This window comes from Niallia sp. FSL W8-0951 (genome assembly GCF_038006525.1).
Lineage (GTDB): Bacteria > Bacillota > Bacilli > Bacillales > Cytobacillaceae > Niallia > Niallia circulans.
Genome location: NZ_JBBOVK010000001.1, coordinates 1,670,888 through 1,686,453, shown reverse-complemented (window position 1 = coordinate 1,686,453; position 15,566 = coordinate 1,670,888). Strand labels below are relative to the sequence as shown.

The 15,566-nt window shown below is 29.8% G+C and carries 29 protein-coding genes; 27 read left to right on the top strand and 2 right to left on the bottom strand.

Annotated features, from left to right (window positions below; translation table 11 throughout):
* Positions 1–9: 9 nt before the first annotated feature.
* The 7 genes from NSS71_RS08275 to NSS71_RS08245 all read left to right on the top strand — a co-directional run bounded on the left by NSS71_RS08275 (position 10) and on the right by NSS71_RS08245 (position 2,889).
* A complete protein-coding gene (locus NSS71_RS08275; protein ID WP_341151486.1) occupies positions 10–189 on the top strand; it encodes a hypothetical protein in 180 nt (59 codons plus the stop codon).
* A complete protein-coding gene (locus tag NSS71_RS08270; protein WP_341151485.1) occupies positions 186–527 on the top strand; it encodes a hypothetical protein in 342 nt (113 codons plus the stop codon). Before NSS71_RS08275 ends, NSS71_RS08270 begins: the two co-directional genes overlap by 4 nt.
* Complete coding sequence (locus tag NSS71_RS08265) at positions 524–787, top strand: hypothetical protein (RefSeq protein WP_341151484.1); 264 nt, start codon at positions 524–526, stop codon at positions 785–787. Before NSS71_RS08270 ends, NSS71_RS08265 begins: the two co-directional genes overlap by 4 nt.
* 231 nt (positions 788–1,018) lie before the next feature.
* Positions 1,019–1,204: a hypothetical protein gene (locus tag NSS71_RS08260; RefSeq protein ID WP_341151483.1), complete on the top strand. Its 186-nt coding sequence runs from the start codon at positions 1,019–1,021 to the stop codon at positions 1,202–1,204.
* 112 nt (positions 1,205–1,316) lie between these two features.
* Positions 1,317–1,571 (top strand): hypothetical protein, encoded by a 255-nt coding sequence (locus NSS71_RS08255; protein ID WP_341151482.1) that lies wholly within the window; start codon positions 1,317–1,319, stop codon positions 1,569–1,571.
* Positions 1,572–1,593: 22 nt separating this feature from the next.
* A complete protein-coding gene (locus NSS71_RS08250; protein WP_341151481.1) occupies positions 1,594–2,334 on the top strand; it encodes an MBL fold metallo-hydrolase in 741 nt (246 codons plus the stop codon).
* 87 nt (positions 2,335–2,421) lie between these two features.
* Positions 2,422–2,889, top strand: coding sequence for a hypothetical protein (locus NSS71_RS08245; protein ID WP_341151480.1), 468 nt, complete (start codon positions 2,422–2,424; stop codon positions 2,887–2,889).
* A 106-nt stretch (positions 2,890–2,995) separates the two neighbouring features.
* On the opposite strand, the gene NSS71_RS08240 is transcribed toward NSS71_RS08245, so the two are convergent.
* The gene (locus NSS71_RS08240; protein ID WP_341151479.1) at positions 2,996–3,820 is read right to left on the bottom strand and encodes an ATP-dependent DNA ligase; all 825 of its coding nucleotides are present in this window, start codon (positions 3,818–3,820) and stop codon (positions 2,996–2,998) included.
* Positions 3,821–4,068: 248 nt separating this feature from the next.
* Here NSS71_RS08240 and NSS71_RS08235 point away from each other — a divergent pair, with 248 nt between their 5' ends.
* The 4 genes from NSS71_RS08235 to NSS71_RS08220 all read left to right on the top strand — a co-directional run bounded on the left by NSS71_RS08235 (position 4,069) and on the right by NSS71_RS08220 (position 7,691).
* A complete protein-coding gene (locus NSS71_RS08235) occupies positions 4,069–4,248 on the top strand; it encodes a hypothetical protein (protein ID WP_341151478.1) in 180 nt (59 codons plus the stop codon).
* The gene (locus NSS71_RS08230) at positions 4,238–5,260 is read left to right on the top strand and encodes a tyrosine-type recombinase/integrase (RefSeq protein ID WP_341151477.1); all 1,023 of its coding nucleotides are present in this window, start codon (positions 4,238–4,240) and stop codon (positions 5,258–5,260) included. The genes NSS71_RS08235 and NSS71_RS08230 overlap by 11 nt, the downstream gene beginning before the upstream one ends.
* Positions 5,261–5,357: 97 nt before the next feature.
* The gene (locus NSS71_RS08225; RefSeq protein ID WP_341151476.1) at positions 5,358–6,671 is read left to right on the top strand and encodes a hypothetical protein; all 1,314 of its coding nucleotides are present in this window, start codon (positions 5,358–5,360) and stop codon (positions 6,669–6,671) included.
* 24 nt (positions 6,672–6,695) lie between these two features.
* Complete coding sequence (locus tag NSS71_RS08220) at positions 6,696–7,691, top strand: phage lytic cycle repressor MrpR family protein (RefSeq protein WP_095328651.1); 996 nt, start codon at positions 6,696–6,698, stop codon at positions 7,689–7,691.
* A 276-nt stretch (positions 7,692–7,967) separates the two neighbouring features.
* Here the strand turns inward: NSS71_RS08220 and NSS71_RS08215 are convergent, their stop codons facing one another.
* A complete protein-coding gene (locus tag NSS71_RS08215) occupies positions 7,968–8,183 on the bottom strand; it encodes a helix-turn-helix domain-containing protein (protein WP_095328652.1) in 216 nt (71 codons plus the stop codon).
* Positions 8,184–8,395: 212 nt separating this feature from the next.
* Here NSS71_RS08215 and NSS71_RS08210 point away from each other — a divergent pair, with 212 nt between their 5' ends.
* From NSS71_RS08210 to NSS71_RS08135, 16 genes are all read left to right on the top strand, one after another.
* On the top strand, positions 8,396–8,659 hold the full coding sequence (locus NSS71_RS08210; RefSeq protein ID WP_341151475.1) for a hypothetical protein: 264 nt from the start codon (positions 8,396–8,398) through the stop codon (positions 8,657–8,659).
* A gap of 210 nt (positions 8,660–8,869) precedes the next feature.
* Positions 8,870–9,037 (top strand): hypothetical protein, encoded by a 168-nt coding sequence (locus tag NSS71_RS08205; RefSeq protein WP_341151474.1) that lies wholly within the window; start codon positions 8,870–8,872, stop codon positions 9,035–9,037.
* A gap of 98 nt (positions 9,038–9,135) precedes the next feature.
* Positions 9,136–9,321: a hypothetical protein gene (locus NSS71_RS08200; RefSeq protein WP_341151473.1), complete on the top strand. Its 186-nt coding sequence runs from the start codon at positions 9,136–9,138 to the stop codon at positions 9,319–9,321.
* A gap of 76 nt (positions 9,322–9,397) precedes the next feature.
* Positions 9,398–10,135, top strand: coding sequence for a DUF3603 family protein (locus NSS71_RS08195; protein ID WP_095328677.1), 738 nt, complete (start codon positions 9,398–9,400; stop codon positions 10,133–10,135).
* A 133-nt stretch (positions 10,136–10,268) separates the two neighbouring features.
* Positions 10,269–10,538, top strand: a complete 270-nt coding sequence (locus NSS71_RS08190) for a hypothetical protein (protein WP_341151472.1) — start codon at positions 10,269–10,271, stop codon at positions 10,536–10,538.
* A 20-nt stretch (positions 10,539–10,558) separates the two neighbouring features.
* The gene (locus NSS71_RS08185) at positions 10,559–11,215 is read left to right on the top strand and encodes a hypothetical protein (protein WP_341151471.1); all 657 of its coding nucleotides are present in this window, start codon (positions 10,559–10,561) and stop codon (positions 11,213–11,215) included.
* A gap of 49 nt (positions 11,216–11,264) precedes the next feature.
* Entirely contained in the window at positions 11,265–11,984 is a 720-nt protein-coding gene (locus NSS71_RS08180; RefSeq protein ID WP_341151470.1) for an HNH endonuclease, read from the top strand.
* Between the two features lie 28 nt (positions 11,985–12,012).
* Positions 12,013–12,360 carry a hypothetical protein gene (locus NSS71_RS08175; RefSeq protein WP_341151469.1) on the top strand — a complete coding sequence of 116 codons (348 nt, stop codon included), beginning with the start codon at positions 12,013–12,015 and terminating at the stop codon, positions 12,358–12,360.
* A 49-nt stretch (positions 12,361–12,409) separates the two neighbouring features.
* The gene (locus tag NSS71_RS08170; protein ID WP_341151468.1) at positions 12,410–13,375 is read left to right on the top strand and encodes a hypothetical protein; all 966 of its coding nucleotides are present in this window, start codon (positions 12,410–12,412) and stop codon (positions 13,373–13,375) included.
* A 33-nt stretch (positions 13,376–13,408) separates the two neighbouring features.
* The gene (locus tag NSS71_RS08165) at positions 13,409–13,609 is read left to right on the top strand and encodes a hypothetical protein (RefSeq protein WP_341151467.1); all 201 of its coding nucleotides are present in this window, start codon (positions 13,409–13,411) and stop codon (positions 13,607–13,609) included.
* 38 nt (positions 13,610–13,647) lie between these two features.
* Entirely contained in the window at positions 13,648–14,043 is a 396-nt protein-coding gene (locus NSS71_RS08160) for a hypothetical protein (protein WP_341151466.1), read from the top strand.
* A 38-nt stretch (positions 14,044–14,081) separates the two neighbouring features.
* Positions 14,082–14,441 carry a hypothetical protein gene (locus NSS71_RS08155; RefSeq protein WP_341151465.1) on the top strand — a complete coding sequence of 120 codons (360 nt, stop codon included), beginning with the start codon at positions 14,082–14,084 and terminating at the stop codon, positions 14,439–14,441.
* 121 nt (positions 14,442–14,562) lie between these two features.
* Positions 14,563–14,706, top strand: a complete 144-nt coding sequence (locus NSS71_RS08150) for a hypothetical protein (RefSeq protein WP_341151464.1) — start codon at positions 14,563–14,565, stop codon at positions 14,704–14,706.
* Positions 14,693–14,965 (top strand): hypothetical protein, encoded by a 273-nt coding sequence (locus NSS71_RS08145; RefSeq protein ID WP_341151463.1) that lies wholly within the window; start codon positions 14,693–14,695, stop codon positions 14,963–14,965. Before NSS71_RS08150 ends, NSS71_RS08145 begins: the two co-directional genes overlap by 14 nt.
* 105 nt (positions 14,966–15,070) lie before the next feature.
* Positions 15,071–15,313, top strand: a complete 243-nt coding sequence (locus tag NSS71_RS08140) for a helix-turn-helix domain-containing protein (protein ID WP_341151462.1) — start codon at positions 15,071–15,073, stop codon at positions 15,311–15,313.
* Between the two features lie 56 nt (positions 15,314–15,369).
* Positions 15,370–15,549: a hypothetical protein gene (locus NSS71_RS08135; RefSeq protein ID WP_341151461.1), complete on the top strand. Its 180-nt coding sequence runs from the start codon at positions 15,370–15,372 to the stop codon at positions 15,547–15,549.
* Positions 15,550–15,566 lie beyond the last annotated feature (17 nt).

Sequence of the window (15,566 nt, the reverse complement as noted above, 5' to 3'; positions counted from 1 at the left end):
AATGAAAAAATGGATCAAGATGTATCGAAAATGTGGGGGAAATCAATAAGCGTTTCAGTGATTGAAAGACTTACACAGTTAGAAAATGAAAATAAATTATTAAGCGCTGCTCTAGAGGAGATTGCAAAAGAAACAGGTACTCCTTATGCCGATACAGCGCAAAAAGCACTAGATGAGGTGAGAAAGTGAGTCATTTGGATAATATTATAAATCGTAAAGCAAAAGGTTGGCGTAACATAACAATGAAAGAGTTTGATAGAGACATTAGAGAACTTCAAATGGAGTATAAATGTAGAAAAGAAGAATCTGATTGGTTAATTAAAATTAGAGAAGATTTAAGTGATATTGAGTTTCCACCAGGTGTCCATGAGTATGCTATTGCTAAACCAGAAGGTATTTATCAAATGGCAATGGAGTTGAAGAAGCAATATAACATACTTAAAGATGGATTAAATCAAATTGCTGAACATAAAAATACACTTTATGGTGCGATTGCTCAAAGTACGTTGAATAAGGTGAAACAATGAAATATCATGTTACTCCAAAACAAGCAAAAGAAGTCACAGAAGAACAGTTTTACTCAATGTTTAATGACATAGCACCTAGAGATGATTGGGCTAATTATCATCACAGGAAAATGGACGTTGGTAAAATGATTGATTGGTTAGATTATGTAAGTATACATAAAGGTTTTAATGAGTGGTTTGTAACTTGTTACGAAGTTGAGTACACGGGTAATGAGTTAGTAGATGCTTTGTGGGAAGCTGTTAAAGATAACTTAGAATAAATGAATGTTTTTAATAAAAATAAATTTCAAGAAGGTGAAGGCGTTGTTTAAAGGTTTCTGTGTTGGAGTATGGACTGCATTAGCTATTTTAATGAATTCTTATAGTTACATTAACAACGAAAGAGAAATGATGTATATAAGTTCAATTCTATTGATGGCTACATTTTTCGCCTTCGGATTAGCCTTAGGTGAGTTTAATAGAAATAAAAAGGTAAGAGGTGAAATTAAGAAGTGAAATTAGCAAATGCTGATGAGTTTATAGTATGGGCTGAAAAAAGAATGGCGGCTTTAGATCACGAAATACTTAGAGACTTTGGTGGTGGGATGACAAATAAATTAGGTCGTTACAATGAATTAAAGGCTATTAAGGAAATGTTTGAGCGAGGAGTTTTCATTATTGGAGATGAAAAGCCATGAATATACTCAAAGATATACATAGAAATAAATTAAATTACATAAAACAATTTGAAAAGACTGTTAAGGAGTCATTGAAGATGATTAAGTGTAGAAAAGACAAGGAGGAGAAAACTTGAGAGATAATGTTAAACATTATAGTATTGAGTTTGGAGGCAATAAAAGACTGGATATATCGTTATATATAGGAAATTTTATTAGCAGAATATCAATGGAAGTTTGGACAAAAGGTGTACATCATACTAATATCACGAGTCAATATACATATCTAAATTTCGAAAAGATTATGCCGAGGAAATTAGGTGAGAAAATAGCGAGGTATCAAATAAACAAACAAGCAGAAAGATTAACAGGGAAAAAGTTTTTCTAAATTCAGTTTAGGAGGAATTAAGATGATTAAGATAAAAGCCCTTGGTACCGGTGGAGCATTTACAAAGCACTACCACAATAACTATGTGTTTGAATTAGGAGATAGGAAGTTGTTACTAGATGCTGGAACTACGCTTAGATATAGTTTAAATGAATCCGGATATAAAGAGTCCGATATTACAGATATGGTAATTACTCATTTACATTCTGACCATGTTGGAGGACTCGAAGAATTTGCGCAGCGATGCAAGTGGATTTATAATCATAAGCCGAATTTATGGGTGAGATCAGATTTGCTACAAGGTTTGAGCAATATTCTTTCATATGGTTTATGTACTGATGGCTTGTCTATTCAAGATTATTTTAACATTCAGTATGTTGAAGATGAATTTATGATAGGTAGAACATATGCTGTTGAAATGGTGAAAACGGACAATTTACATTCACAAGGAATGCTCTCTATGGGATTGAAGATAAATGAATTAGGAAGTAATAATATTGTGTTTACAAGTGATATAGCTAAGCATGAGGTTGCTCAATTCGATGGGGTTATCGATGATTCAACTGCAGCGTTGTTCCATGATATTTCACTGATTCCTAATCCAGTACATTCTTATATAGAGGATGTAGTTAAATATTATGAAGGTAAAATTGATTTAGATAAAATATACGGAATGCACTACCAAGATGATGTTGATATCGAAGAAGTTGAGCAGAAATACGGAATTAATATGGTGAGAAAGAATAGATATTACTGCTTCTAATTACATTAAAACTTATAATTTAAAAATAGACGCTGTTGTCCACATGTTTTTTTGCTATGATAAAGATAAAAATATGGAGGCGATCAAGTGGAAAATTTTAAAGTGGAAAAAGTAACCCATTTGGTAAATGGTGAAGAAAACATCGAAATTATTGAGAATGACTTTGAAGGAATTGATGAAGCAGTTGAGCACTATCTAGAATACAATACATCAAAATTTCCTGTTAATGCTAATAAAGTTACATTTTATATATGCGAGGAAGATGATAGTGGAACTGTAATATACAGCAAATTTAAAAACAAATGGTATGGAAGTGAATATCGCTTTAACTTTAAAGGGTATTATCAAGATAATCTTTTATTTTCAATTGAGGGAAATGAGGTTGATATTGCAAATTATCTATTTAATAATATTGATAAAATCAATACCGAATGTAATTTGAAACTGGATATAGACGATTTTAAGTCGAAAATTGTTCCTTATAATGACATAATAGAAGATTTATTAGAAGAAATGAATACAGGCGAAGCGGAATTTGAGTTATTGGACATTTAACATTAGATAAAGTTGAATAAGACCATTTATCAGGATGGTCTTATTTATATACTAGTAAGCAAAATTAGTGATGAAGATATGTTAAAATCATAGTTTTAAAGGACTATCAAGAAGCCCATTTATGAAAAGAGGGTATTCTCAATAGTCCTTTTTTAGTTAAGTTTCTATATTTTACAGTTAGGTTTAATTGAGGATATAAATAAATAAACTTATCATCTTCTCTAATCTTCAATTCCTTCTGAATTCTATATAACTTTGAACGTTCAGATGGAGGCATGAATTCTAATATTCCTGCGTATTTCCCATCCTCAAAACTAAGTAACACTCCAAATTTATCTTTTCTTAATCCGCTAATCTTAACTGTTTCATACTGATAATTTATAACTTTCAACCAATCGTATGAACGTTTATCGATCTGATATGTTGAATTAGATTTTTTCAGTACAATACCTTCTAACCCTTGCTGCTTAATTAAATCAAAGTAAGCTATGCCATTACTTTCTATCCATTTAGTTTTAGTTAGCAGAGGAGTGTCTACTTTAATTATCTGATTAAGAATTTCTTTACGTTCAAGTAAGCTGCGATTAGTAACTTTCTCATTTTTATAATAGATAACATCGAATACTACATATGAAATTATAGATTCTGACCTTCTAGACATGAATTTTTCCATCATAGCTTCGAAATCTGGCTTACCTTGAGAATTAGTAACTATCACCTCACCATCCAGGACAATGTTGTCTGGGATGTTTAAATTGAGTAATTCAGGAAACTTTGAAGTTACTTCATTTTTATGACGAGTATATAATTTAGTAATACCATTGAACTTAGAAAGTGTAAGTCTAATGCCATCAAATTTTAGTTCAGTAATATATGAAGAATCATTGAAAGGTTGCTCTGATTTGTGTAATAACATTGGAGAAACATACATATAAAAACACCTCGTATATAAGTATAAGGGAATGTAATTAAGTTATCATTGGTGTTTAAGAGGTATCATAGGAATTTAATGGGTTAATAAGATTTTGTTGTCAATAGATAGAAACATGTAAAAGATACCAATTATTTTATAGACAATAATAAGTATCTTTGATAAAATATAATTAAATTACTGTGTGAATGTAATTACATAAGTTTATAATATAAATAAATTGTTAATAATCTAAAGGAGAGATAATAATGAGAAGTGCTGATGTAGACTTAACTCAGGGGGATTTTGGGGAATGGGTTATCAGAGGTAATTCAAATGGTAACATCAAACTAACTCAAAAGAATATAGATTTTCTATATAATTTAATAAAAGAACTGAAATCTAAGAAGAATGAAGCATTGAGAGGAGGAAGAGTAAATGTTAGCTGAAAGAAATAATCAAGTGATTATATTAAATAGTGATTTAGTTTATGATCAGATTGAACGTTTTCTTATCAAGAAAGAACAAAAGAGTGTTGGAACTAGAAAGTCTTATGAAACTGACATTAGGATATTCTTTCAGTTTATAAAAAACAAAGATGTCAAATATTTAACTAGAGATGATGTGAATTTAACAATTGATGATTTTGAAGATTTTATAAATTATCATCAGAAAAATGAGATATACAGCAATAAAACAATTAATGGGAAAGTATCTGCAGTTAAAAGTTTGTTAAAATATCTAAAAGTTAAAAAGTTAATTGATGATGATTTATCTTATTTCAGCGAAATTACTACATTACCAGAGAAAAGAAATTCGTATGGTATTTTGACACTTGATGAAGTATTGAAATGGGCAGAATTAGCCTTGACTGAAAAGCATAAACCCAAAGAAAAAAGACTGTTAATTCTTCTAGCTTTAGATACATGTATAAGAAAAGAAGCAATTCTAAAACTCAAATGGTCAGATTTTGAAGTCAAAGAGAATCATGTAATAGTAAAGGGAATAGATAAAGGAAACAAAGAATTCAGGCATGATATATCTGAGAAGTTTTATAATGAGCTATTAGACATCAAAAGTGATTCAGACTTAGTGTTTAATGGAATAAGTAACAGTATGATTCATGATATGATTAAAAGGTTCAAACAACAAACAAATATAGAATCAAATAGAAATATTGTGTTTCACTCTATTCGTAAAGCTGGTGGAACTTTTAGATATAAGGCAAGTGGCGGAGATATAGTATCAGTTCAAAGAGCTTTAGGACATTCAGACTCTAAAGTCACATCGTTATATTTAGGAGAAACAACTTCTAATTCTTTGGGGGCAATAAGTTCCATTAGTGACATTGATTCTGAACTATATAAAAAAGTTGAGCATGAAATATTAATTAAAGTCATTGAGAGTTTAAGTGAGACTGAAAGGTACTTATTGAACAAAAAGATTGAGAAGATGGTATAAAGTAAGTAAATTAACTGCTAATAATACATGTTAAAGGTTTACACTATTGATTAAATATAATAAACTTAAAATAATGATATATTAAGGAGAATAAGTGGTGATAAATGTGTCTACAAATATACATGAATTAAAAGAAAATTTGATATCTGTAATTAAAAATAAAAAAATTAAAAGAAAAAGAAAAACTATCCAAAGTATTAAAACTGGTTTGCAAAAGTACGATTTATTAAATATTCAAGAAACAATTAACAATCCAGACGTTGAGATACCTAATATGAAAGAAGTTGAATTACTTTTATTAGCAGAACAGTTGTTTATTGAAACGTCGGAAGAGAACATCAAACCTTCGAAATACTTTTCTGAATATGAGATGAAAAGAGCAAGGCAATATAGAGGAACTAGTGAATTAGATGAAGAAATTGAGTTCCCTTATACTTTCAAAAATGTAAATATGATTGATCATGACACATTTAACTTTGAATTAAGCTCAAGAGAAATTGCTAGATTATCTAATTCAAGAAAACTTCATTATAATTTTAACATTCAACGTGAATCGCAAAAGAAAAATATAAATGGCAGAATTGTTGAAGAGATAACAGTAATTCCTGAAAGTGTATTGCAAATTAAGAATAATATTATAAAGGGGAAACAATACCCAAGTCAGTTGATTATCAATGCTGCAGTTTTTTCGGCAGATGATGGAATGAACGAATTAAAGTATGACCCAGCAGAAAGAACTTTAACTGTAATGCCTGGAACTATTTTAGATATAGCAGACGGATACCACCGTACAAAAGGATCTGAAATGGCATATTCTGAGGATAAGAATGCTGAAGTTATATTTACGATTTTATTAACTAACTATCCAGACGATAAAGCAAAAGAAATGGTAGGGCAACATTCTTTAGCTACTCCTATTTCAGATGAGCGAAGACTTGAAATGATGAACTCTGGATTAGGCGACGAAGTTTTAAATAAATTTTTAAAAGAATCTCTATTAGATGAAAAAGTCGGAAGAGGTAAAGAATTAAATAAAAATTTAAATGAAGTTGTTAAATATTCAACTTTGAGAAATACAATCCAAAACTTCTTTAATTTAGAGAGAACTGGAGATAGATATAGGGTAGCGGATTATTTAAAAGAATTTTTTAATATACTGATTGAAGAAACAGATAGTAAAAACAAAGAAAATAGTATGTTAAATGAAGAAATAATGTATGTGGGATTCATTATTTTAGCTAGTAGAATGATGAATAAACAAATGAAAGCATATGAAGTCTTAGATATTTTGGAAGTAGTGGACTTCAGAAAAGACGATGATATTTGGAAAGAATTCGAAATAGTGGATTCTAAACTAAATGTTAAAAACAGCATAGAAAATATGGAGAAATTAATAGATAATTTAATATAAAAGTTAATATTGGGGAGAAATGATATGCAAACTTTGGATCAAATATATAACCCAGAAATCAAAGAGCAATTTATCAAAGAAAATAATTATGAAGGAGGTAGTGCGAACACAGTTAGATACTTTTTTGCAAAAACTGGTTATATTGAACATATACTTAAAAAAGATTTATTTAATTTTAGTTTGATTGAGGTTGAAAAAGCACTCTACAATGCAAATCCACTTAATTATGATATGGGAAAACAATATGTCAATTGGATAAATAAGTACCTTACTTGGGCAGTAGGAGAAAAAGCGTATCGAGATAATAACGATAACGTAATCAAACCTTATGTAAACGATAAACAATGGATAAAAAAATTTATTGATCCAAACAATAGAATTCATTTTACTAAAGATGAAATACTAGATATGATTAAAAACGAAAGCACACAATCTAAAGTTTTAACTATGCTAATTTTTGATGGAGTGTTTGGCACTCAAATGAGTGAGATAAGAAACTTAATGAAAAAAGATATTAATTGGGAAAAGAAAACTGTAACTATATCAGACAGAAATGGCGCTGAAATCAAATTAAGTGATGAAACAATCGAATATCTAAAAATTTTAACTGAGTCAAATATCGATAGAAGAAGAACTGAAGATGGTGGAATTAAAGACTATGTGTTAGTTAATAACGATTATGTAATGAGCCCTGTCATATCTCAAAAGGCAAGAGAAGACTATAATGAGCCTGTAAGTTATCCAACTTTATTAACTAGATTCGTTAGCGAAGTTAATGACTACGATATTAAATTAACGCCAGTTGGATTAAACAGATCCGGAATGATCTATCAAGGATACCTCATGTCAAAAGACTCAGGAATACTAACTAAAGAGCAGCAAAGAATTATTGGAGAAAATTACAATACAAGTAGGTATAGTGCAGGAAAACGCGCTATTAATTTATCTCATTTGCGCAAATGGCTGAACGCAGACAATATAGAAGAATTATATGATATAGAAGTTGAAGTTGAAGCATAAGTAGCCCTTTAATGGGCTATTTGTCATTCATAAAAAAGATACCAATTAATTATAGTGAAATAATTGGTATCTTTGACCAAAAAATATCTGAATTGTCAATATGTTCGACAAACATTCATTCAATTCGACAATAAAAGACAAAGACAAATGTTTATTGCTGTTGTAAAATGGGTATATGGAATACTTCTTTTAGTACTATATGAACTTTTGTTGTCTATATAGACAACAACGGACTAGAGCGAAAGTAATGCAAAACTTACTAACGCCCTAGCCTACTTAAATATTCCACTCGTATAAGTCATCAATTTTACAGTTAAGAGCTCTCGAAATTATTCTTGCTGTAGCTAATGACATTGCTCTATCTTTTGAGATGTACTTACTGATTTGTGCTTTATCAATACCAGTTTTGACAGCAAGATCAGTCTTAGTCATCCTTTCTTTACGTAGTAAATCTTCAAGTAGGCATTTTCCAAAAATATCATTTTGGTTCATTGGGAAATGCCTCCCGTATATGAAAATAGTACCAACTCAGTATAGCATAGAAATATTTGTATTAATAGTTAGATATAGTTCTTTATGACGAATAAATTAATTGATTATGAACGCTAGAAATAGTATACTAATAAATAGAACAAATGTTCCTATTGGGAGGGGGATCGAAAATAGATAGGAATAAACAACGAAAAGCACAATGGGGGAGACTTATGAGCACTATAACAACTGTCGGGAAGATGGAAATTGGATTTGTGCATGAAGCTAAATTAAAGGTTGAAGAAGTTTTAGAGTTACTCAATAAAGATGACATAGTGAGAGCAGATTTACAAATGTGGACAAGTGATGGAAAACTACATAAGTTTTCTCTAGCTGAAATTATTGGAATAGTTATTAATCATATGGAATCAAATGACGATAAAGAAAATGAAAAAATCGTCAAGCTGGCACTTGACGATAATGAACTAAAATTGTGAAATATATCAATCACGTAAGTAATTATACCATAGACTATAGTCAAAAATAAACTATAAATACTCTACTGCTTAAAATGCATAAAGTACACCACGAATCAATTGCAGAAGTCGTGGTGTTTTATTTTAGAAAATTTAAAAATAACACTTGTGTTTTAAATATAAATAAATTACAATTAATATATAATATTTATTAAAGGAGGATAGACGGTTTTGCTGGTAGAAGAGAAATTAAGAAAAACGATCACGAGCTTAGAACGAACATTAATTAATCTTGAGAAGGGTGATAAATTAGCAGCTAAGTGCGATTTGGATCATGCAAGAGATTACATAGACGAAGGATTTTGGTTACTTTATGATGAGATTAAAGATAAAATTTAAATAAAAATAAATTATTAAGGTGGATAAATTTACTATATGGAATTAACTAGTATAAATGTTGAGTTCCTTAGATAACTATTGCGAAGGAGATGGAATAAATGGTTGAAGTCAAAAAAGGAAACAAAGTGATGTTTAAAACAAACTTTGGTGAGGTGCCTAATCAATTGAATACAGCAACAGTTACAAGAGTCGCTAAGGATATGAGTTGGATAGATGTGAGTAGTTTTTGGGGAAGAAAAAGAGTGCCAAATTTAGGCGATAACTTCAAAGTAGTTAATGAATAGTACGAAACTTAGGTACGTTAAATGTGTAGTTTTATTAAAAATAAATTAAGTATGGGAGGATATAAAAGTGAGGAAAATCCAGACTTTTCATGATGTTTGGGTAAATTGGTTTGAAGGAGAAGAAAACGGATATAATGTTTGTCACTTTCATGAATGGAGAAAAGATGATTGGGTTGAATTATTGGATCAAGTTCCGTTATTGAAGGTAAGTAATGAATTTTTTAATTACATAGAAAATAATATGGATGACTTACCACCTAAGCTACTCGACGATGTATATCAAAAAGGCTATCTAAGAAAAAACCATGAGAGAATTCAATTGGATTATTGTTTTATAATATCAGATGGAACCGAGGTGTTAGTGGTAGATACTAATGGAACTAACCGTCCCATAAAAAAGAGTAGGATGATTCCAAGACAAGAGGCATTAGTTTATGAAGCTTTAGATTATAGTGAGTTAAGTATTTATGAATATGACAGAGTAACAAAGGAATATGGAAATCTAAATATTCATCCTAAATATTTAATGGGATTGACTAGGAAAGAAAGAAATCTCAAGCAATTATTGCTAATGGCAATGGATCAATTAAAAGGTAATGAAAGTTTAGAAGAAATTAAATATTGGTATGGTGAATGGTTTGAAGCTAAATTAGAAACAGACTGCGATAACTTTATTACTCTTTTTAATAACTTAATTAAGTCAGTATATATTGGATGGAGTAGTAAACATGAAAAGTTATGCGAGGGTTTAGTTAAAAATTCATTATTTCTCAAGAAGTTATGGGACATTGAAATGGAAGCAGTGGCACGATAAAAAGATTCATTTATAGGGAAGTGAGAAATTTATGAAGTCAAAAGTTTATGATAATGGATTAGTTATAAAATATAGAAAATCAGCAATCATATTTGAAAATGTGAACGGTAAAAAAGAAAAAGAATAATGTTTTATGTACAAGTTTTCACCTGATGAGTTTAAAGAGTTTGTTGTAGATATTGAAAAGTTTGCAAATGAATCATGGTCGAATATTGTTGCAAAAGAAGCAAATAGCCACGGTTCAGATTATGAGGAATACTATGATCGAAAATATGATGATAATGGTAGTCTGTATATTGAAGATGAAGGGATAAGGATCATTGCTCCGTATTGGTCAGTTGACACTTTATATCAATTTAATAAACCAAAAATTCAATCGTTTCTATTTAATTTAAAAAAATAAATTATAGGAGGAGTGTTAATTTGCACATTGATCTTAAAAATAAGTACCGACAATTAGAGGATGGAAAATACATAGTGTTGACAAATGAAATTATCAATAGTGACGTTGTTTTGCCGGTTATGACACCAGGGAAAATTGTGCACACAAAAAACCAAGTGGAGGCTGATGTGTGGTTTCACAGTTTTAATGGTTACGAAGATAAGATTGATTTAGAATCAGGTTTTCATAAAAATGGTTCATTTAGAGGTATAGTTTTAAATGTAAATGCTAATCAATTCGCCATTAGATTTGATTACTTGGAGCATGGTCAAATTGTTATATGGGAAGAAAAGTTAAGTAGCGTTCCGTTCTTTTCTCCAATAGGGCACATGAGAAAACCTTCTAATTCTTATAGACGGAATAAAGATGGAGAAATGGAAAGACAGTTTCATTATATTGTTAGAGATTTAATTGACTATTTGGAAGACGCCTTTACAACTTGGATTGAAGATAATCTAGAAACGAGAGAAGTTTTAGAATGGGAAAAAGAAAATGGAGATTATCCAGAAGAGTATGACTGGGTTTTTACCAATGAATCTCAAATAAAATTTACGAAAATGCAAGATGAATTAAACTTAGAGTTTGCAAAAGCGACTGGGTTATACTATTACTTTATGGGCGGGACAATAGAAGGCTAAATAAAACATGTAATTTATCGAAAGTAAATTGCATAAAGGAGGGTGAACATTGACGGAGGAAGAAAAAGCTGAAAGATTAAGAGTTAAAAGAGAAAAGAAATATAATGAAACTCATAAGTTTATAAATGAAATTGACTATAAAATTTGCATCATATGTTGTGAATGGAAGACTATTGATAATTATTATGCGAATAAAAGTAATAAAGTTGACGGACTGCATCCATACTGTAAGAAATGCACCATAAAGAAAACTTCTGAGAATAGAGATATTGAGCGTACATATGAATTAAATAGATATTACTATAAAACCAGAGAGAGTATAAGAGAAAATAGAAGAATGTCAAATAAAAAGATGAGGGATAGTGGTAAGTTAAAAGCATGGCAAATGAAAAATAAAGATAAAATTAAAGAATACAATTTGAAAAGACAGCAAAATAAAATTCATGAAATATCAACTGAAGAATGGGAAGAATGTAAAAATTACTTTAATTATAGATGTGCTTATTGTGGTTTGAAAATTGAAGAGCATTATAACGCCTACAAAGGTAAATTGAAATGGACTGATTTTCATAGAGATCATTTTAACCATACAGGTGCAAATGACTTGAGTAACTGTGTACCATCTTGTAAAAGTTGCAATTCTAGAAAAAGTGAAATTGATTTTGAAGAATGGTACGAAAGCTACAAAGAAATTCATAATGAAGAAAGAAAAATTAAAGTATATCAGTGGTTAAATATGGATTACGAAAAATATATAATTAAAATATAATGCGAATTTGATATGAAAAGGAGTAGAAATGATGAAGGTTGTAATTACTAAGCAATCAAAAGAAGACGGGGGTTTGGGTTGGTGGTACGATAATAGAGTTGGAGAAGTGTTTGATGTTTATCCAGATCCTAAAAGAGAAAGCTATTACTATACTAAAACTGAACATAAAGGAAAGACTGAAGAATTACATATTAGAAAAAAAGATTGTATAGAGTTGGATTATGGATATGTTGATGAAAAAACATATGATAAAGTCCATATGGCTTACAGTTTGATGAAAGACTTACTAATTGAGATGAACGGTTTTGGAGATTTAGAGGGGTATGATGTTTCAGATATATTCCAATTAATCGGTGAATTAGAGAAAGATAATTAAGATAAATTTGGGTTTTTAATGTAAATAAATTATATAGAGAGGAGATTATATGAAGCTATACAAAGATAGAATATTGCTTCCGTATCCAGAAAGTACAATAAATAAGGTTAAAACAATGTTCCAAATGAGGAACGAGGGTAGCACACTACAAGAAATAGGTAATACATTTAATGTTACTCGGGAGGCTGTTAGATTAATACTAAAAGGGGAATCATATAAAGACATTATAGAACGATATAACCTTAAAGTGGAAAATATGAAACAAATAAGATTTGGTTATTTTACCAAACAACAGTTATTGTATATTTCCAAAAGTATTAATGAAGGAGTAGAAATAGATTTAATTTCTCAAGAATTAAAAATATCGGAGGCAACATTAAGAAAACACATTCTTAAAAATAAGGAAGTGGAGAAGTTCTTAAGAAACAATGAAGTCGATGTGAAAAAATTAAGACAGTGTTTTGATAACCGTGACTTTTCTAAGAATGATATAATTAATATTTTTAAATTATATGGAGAAGGGAAATCACAAAGCGAAATAGGGAAATTATATGGTGTTCGTCAAACACATATTTCAAATATTTTGAGAGGTGAGTATTACATAAAAGAAATTAAGGAATTAGGATTAACTCCAGTTTATACAAACTTAAAAGAAGAGAATATCATATACATATTTAGTTTATACAATTCAGGATTGAGCCAATCTGAAATTGCTAAAAAATTGAATGTTACAGTAGGCACTATTAACCTCAACCTAAACGGGAAGTCAAATTTCTCAAAGAAAATAATTGAAAAATACAAGTTAACAAAAAGAGAGTTGAGTAATAATAATCTTGTACGTAAATTATCGGAGGAACAAGTATTAGAAATCTTTAAATTACGTAACGAAGAAAACTTATCATATTTAAAATTAGCGAAACGGTTTAACTTGGGGCGAAGTTCAATTATTAGAATTCTGAACGGTGAAACGTATGCTGACATTTCTAAGAAACATAATTTACTAGATAATAAATGAAATTCCGAATTTAAAAGAAAAGGAGAACTCTAGATGAGCGGGGAAAAGTTAAGAAAATTCTTAGAAGAACTAGCAGATTTAGAAGAAAAACATGGCGTATACATAGCTGCAGATTATGAGGAATTTATCGACTATGATTGGGAAGAGAGTCCTTATGTTGCTAGTGTATCAGCACATTTAATTTATACAGACAAGGAAGGTAATAAAATATCAGAAAATGAAATTGAATATTAATATGAAAGTCAGAATTTATTGTAATAGGAGGTTGAATAATGGAAGATTGGTGCATTAATAGAATTCAAACAAAAAAACGTGGAAACATGGAAATTTATGAAAATGTACTATTGAAGTTATTTAATAAAAAATTAAATTGGAATCAAGTGAAAGAATTAAATAAAGATAATTTGAGAAAATTAATGGTTACATTGGAACGAGATATAAAAATAGAAAACTCGAAATTAGACATACACAAATTAGCAAAGGCAATACAAACCTCAAGGAGTGGGGCTGGGGGAAGCGCTATGACTTCATATGAATGCAAGTTTTGTGGCAGCGAGGCGGTATGGGTTAATACAGCAGTCCCTAATATTTGCCTTGATTGTGCTACACAAATGGCTGAGAATATGGTTGCTTTCGAGTTAGATATATTTAAAGAAATAAAAGCATGATTTAATTAAAAATAAATTAAGATAAGGAGAAAAATTCGATGTCTATAGTTAACTATTATAACTTAGTTTCCAAAGGTACTAATCACATGTGCCATGTAGTTAGCGAGAATGAAGGGAAGTCTATTTCAGAAAAGTCTCGAACAGATATAATACTAACTACACAATACATAGCTGATAATGCTGCAGAGCCATGGAAAAGTCTATATGAAAAAAAGTTAGAAGAGAATTATGAACGAAGATGGAATGAATTGAAACTTTGGTTAATGAGATATCCGTTATCTAAAACGGTGGAAGATGTGTTGATAGTAATGTCAATTTTAGATAATGGAAAAGATATACGAGACTATAAACCAAAATACATACAGCAACTTGAAAAGGAAGTCCTATTAGAGAAATAGGATGATATAAAGTTAAAATTAGTCAATTAATAAAAATAAATTACATAAACTTTCATAATAATAACACCACTTACACCACCACGTCATACTATGTATTATCAAACATGAGGGAGATAATACAATGATAAAATTTGAAACGATAATAATTGAATTACTTGAAAGTGAAAAAGCTGAAAATAAATGTTCGTATTGCTGGAAAGAAACTAAGGAAAATTATTGTGAAAATTGTGATGTAAAGGTGGATGATTGGCATGAACTTATCTAAAGTGAAATATATTTGCGAGTTTAATAAGGAACTAGGAATAGAAGAATATTATAAGAGAGTTTACTTAAATGAAAGTAATATTTGGGGAATTAAGCGAAAAATAACAAAAAGTACTTTTACAAAGAGGAAGAATGAAGGGTATAAGGTTGAATATTATAATATAACCTTTGATTTCAGTGTAATTAGTGACATGATCTTAGATGTAAACAGCTTATTATACGTTGCTGAAATGACTAATGATGAAAGTTGGATTAATTAATTAGAAGTAAAGAAGAAAACTTTGATGAGTTTATTAATTAAATAGAAACTATACAACCACTACCACATATACTTATACCACTAATAAGAATTGGAGTGGTGGAGAATGAGCATAAAGCAGCGATTAACAGAATGGAAAAAAGAAAGTCCCATTAGAAAATATAGGGCACAGCAAGGATTATCTCAAGCAGATTTAGCTTCTATATTAGGAGTAGCAGCATATACACTTCAGCGTTGGGAAGAAGGAGCAATGAACCCTGGTGAGAAAAATATAAGTAAATTGAATGAAATCATTCCGGAATTTGAAAAGCTATGGGGAGAGTGGAAGAGTGATAAGCCAACTATGTGAGGGGTTATTCCCTTGCATAGAAATATAAAACGGTTATTTTAATGGGAGGCGTATTAGTGAGCATTTATTATGTTAATTGTAGCGGAATTACAGGAGTGAAAGAGAAAGAATTTGATTCATTAAGAGAAGCAAATAATTACTATGTAATTTGTAAAGAAGAAAAAGAATGGAATCATGTAGAATTAACAAAGCAACTAAAAGCTTATTTACCTGACACAGGAGAAGAGTTTGTATAAAAACATATTTTAGGAGG

Excerpts from the sequence above, each read along its gene's own strand:
- NSS71_RS08235 (WP_341151478.1), top strand. The coding sequence starts at position 4,069 with ATGAGAAGTGCTGATGTAGACTTAACTCAGGGGGATTTTGGGGAATGG.
- NSS71_RS08145 (WP_341151463.1), top strand. The coding sequence starts at position 14,693 with ATGAACTTATCTAAAGTGAAATATATTTGCGAGTTTAATAAGGAACTA.
- NSS71_RS08240 (WP_341151479.1), bottom strand. The coding sequence starts at position 3,820 with ATGTATGTTTCTCCAATGTTATTACACAAATCAGAGCAACCTTTCAAT.
- NSS71_RS08190 (WP_341151472.1), top strand. The coding sequence starts at position 10,269 with ATGTACAAGTTTTCACCTGATGAGTTTAAAGAGTTTGTTGTAGATATT.
- NSS71_RS08200 (WP_341151473.1), top strand. The coding sequence starts at position 9,136 with ATGGTTGAAGTCAAAAAAGGAAACAAAGTGATGTTTAAAACAAACTTT.
- NSS71_RS08215 (WP_095328652.1), bottom strand. The coding sequence starts at position 8,183 with ATGAACCAAAATGATATTTTTGGAAAATGCCTACTTGAAGATTTACTA.
- NSS71_RS08210 (WP_341151475.1), top strand. The coding sequence starts at position 8,396 with ATGAGCACTATAACAACTGTCGGGAAGATGGAAATTGGATTTGTGCAT.
- NSS71_RS08140 (WP_341151462.1), top strand. The coding sequence starts at position 15,071 with ATGAGCATAAAGCAGCGATTAACAGAATGGAAAAAAGAAAGTCCCATT.
- NSS71_RS08170 (WP_341151468.1), top strand. The coding sequence starts at position 12,410 with ATGAAGCTATACAAAGATAGAATATTGCTTCCGTATCCAGAAAGTACA.
- NSS71_RS08265 (WP_341151484.1), top strand. The coding sequence starts at position 524 with ATGAAATATCATGTTACTCCAAAACAAGCAAAAGAAGTCACAGAAGAA.
- NSS71_RS08150 (WP_341151464.1), top strand. The coding sequence starts at position 14,563 with ATGATAAAATTTGAAACGATAATAATTGAATTACTTGAAAGTGAAAAA.
- NSS71_RS08220 (WP_095328651.1), top strand. The coding sequence starts at position 6,696 with ATGCAAACTTTGGATCAAATATATAACCCAGAAATCAAAGAGCAATTT.
- NSS71_RS08155 (WP_341151465.1), top strand. The coding sequence starts at position 14,082 with ATGTCTATAGTTAACTATTATAACTTAGTTTCCAAAGGTACTAATCAC.
- NSS71_RS08165 (WP_341151467.1), top strand. The coding sequence starts at position 13,409 with ATGAGCGGGGAAAAGTTAAGAAAATTCTTAGAAGAACTAGCAGATTTA.
- NSS71_RS08275 (WP_341151486.1), top strand. The coding sequence starts at position 10 with ATGGATCAAGATGTATCGAAAATGTGGGGGAAATCAATAAGCGTTTCA.
- NSS71_RS08250 (WP_341151481.1), top strand. The coding sequence starts at position 1,594 with ATGATTAAGATAAAAGCCCTTGGTACCGGTGGAGCATTTACAAAGCAC.
- NSS71_RS08230 (WP_341151477.1), top strand. The coding sequence starts at position 4,238 with ATGTTAGCTGAAAGAAATAATCAAGTGATTATATTAAATAGTGATTTA.
- NSS71_RS08160 (WP_341151466.1), top strand. The coding sequence starts at position 13,648 with ATGGAAGATTGGTGCATTAATAGAATTCAAACAAAAAAACGTGGAAAC.
- NSS71_RS08175 (WP_341151469.1), top strand. The coding sequence starts at position 12,013 with ATGATGAAGGTTGTAATTACTAAGCAATCAAAAGAAGACGGGGGTTTG.